Origin of the sequence: Loktanella fryxellensis (genome assembly GCF_900110065.1) — a bacterium.
Lineage (GTDB): Bacteria > Pseudomonadota > Alphaproteobacteria > Rhodobacterales > Rhodobacteraceae > Loktanella > Loktanella fryxellensis.
On record NZ_FOCI01000068.1, the window covers coordinates 1 to 1,465 of the forward strand.

A 1,465-nucleotide genomic window follows, 5' to 3' on the forward strand; every position below is an offset into this window, starting at 1 on the left:
GTGTTGAAACCGCGTCGCATGTCCGTGACGCCGGCAGCCAGCCAGACCCGCGTGTTGCTCGGAACCGGGATCATTGAAACCGCGTCGCATGTCCGTGACGCCGGCAGCCAGCCAGACCCGCGTGTTGCTCGGAACCGGGATCATTGCGTCAGCCCCTCGACCATCTGCAAGACCACAGATTATCGGAATCGCACGGGATGTTTCGGAAAGAAAGCACGCTGAGGAGCTTGTCAGGCTGATGGCTACCGAGGTGGAACATCGTGCCAAAAACACCCTCGCGCTGATCTCTGGGTTGCTGCGGATGACCAAGGCTGACAGTGCCGCACAGCTTGACCAGATCATGCAGGGCAGAATCCGTGTCCTAATTGGGACCATGGGCCTCCTGCGCGAAGCGAAGTGGAGCGGTGCCGATTTGCGCAGCATCCTGAGCGACGCGCTCAGTCCGTTTACAGGGCAGGAAGATGAAGGCACGGTGGTAACGCTGTCAGGGCCTGCCATCTGGATCGATGTCAGCGCAGCACAATCTGTGTCCATGGCGTTTCACGAACTTGCAACGAACGCAGGAAAATACGGCGCACTCTCTACTTCACTCGGCAAATTGGACATCAGCTGGGACATCGCCGATGGTCGGGTAGAGGTGAAATGGCGGGAGAGTGGCGGACCTCCTGTAGTCGAACCACCAACCCGCGTGGGTTTTGGGCTCCAGCTCGTGTCCATCTTATTTGAAGGTCAGTTAGGCGGCATAGTAACTCGCGATTGGTCAGCCGAAGGCCTTGTCTGCCGTTTGAGTTTCCCATAGACATCGTCGTCTTCGGTCGCACAAATGTCAGTTGCCGAAGACAACGTCGGCCGCCCAGGTCACACCGGTCAATGGCCCGGCCACAGGCCCGGCGACGCCGCGAGTTCCAGCAGGTGGCCATCGGGATCGCGGAAATAGATGCTCTTGCCGCCACGCTTCCAGCTGGTCCGGCTGAGGATCTCGACCCCGTGCGCGACGAGGTGTCGGTCCCACTCCTGCAACGCGTCGTGCGTCACCTCGAACGCCAGGTGGATCCGGCCGGTGGCGTCGTGCGGCGGGATCTCGTTGCCGCCACCGCTCACCGCACCGTCGGCTGTGCCCCCCTTCAGGAACACCAGCAGGATGTTGTTGCCGTTCACGTCATAGGCGCACAAGCGGTCCGATGCCTTGACGGACGTCAACCCCATGACATCTTCGTAGAAGGCACAGGCCGGGCTGAGCGCCTCGACATAGATGGCGGTTTCCAGAATGCGCTTCAACTGTGGCAAGACGTGTATCCTTCTGCATCTCATTCGGCACCGTTTGCCGCGACCTAGCTCATAGAAGGCGATAGAACATGCCCGACACCACCCCCGACGACCGTCTGACCCCGCTGGAACGCGAGGCCGTGCAGACGGTCGTGGACCGGGCCTTGCGGGCCTCGCGCGACGATGACCGCACCGGGAT

At 61.2% G+C, this 1,465-nt stretch carries 2 protein-coding genes and 1 pseudogene; 1 reads left to right on the forward strand and 2 read right to left on the reverse strand.

Features of this window, described 5'->3' with window-relative positions:
• Window positions 1-74: 74 nt before the first annotated feature.
• Window positions 75-144, reverse strand: a pseudogene (locus tag BMX16_RS18140) (IS66 family insertion sequence element accessory protein TnpB); the annotation flags it as partial.
• Window positions 145-238: 94 nt separating this feature from the next.
• On the opposite strand from BMX16_RS18140, the gene BMX16_RS17725 reads away from it, so the two are divergent.
• Entirely contained in the window at window positions 239-799 is a 561-nt protein-coding gene (locus BMX16_RS17725) for a sensor histidine kinase (protein WP_177174727.1), read from the forward strand.
• A gap of 68 nt (window positions 800-867) precedes the next feature.
• Here BMX16_RS17725 and BMX16_RS17200 read toward each other — a convergent pair whose 3' ends face one another.
• Window positions 868-1,287 (reverse strand): VOC family protein, encoded by a 420-nt coding sequence (locus BMX16_RS17200; protein ID WP_089906009.1) that lies wholly within the window; start codon window positions 1,285-1,287, stop codon window positions 868-870.
• Window positions 1,288-1,465: the final 178 nt, after the last annotated feature.

Excerpts from the sequence above, each read along its gene's own strand:
- BMX16_RS17725 (WP_177174727.1), top strand. The coding sequence starts at position 239 with ATGGCTACCGAGGTGGAACATCGTGCCAAAAACACCCTCGCGCTGATC.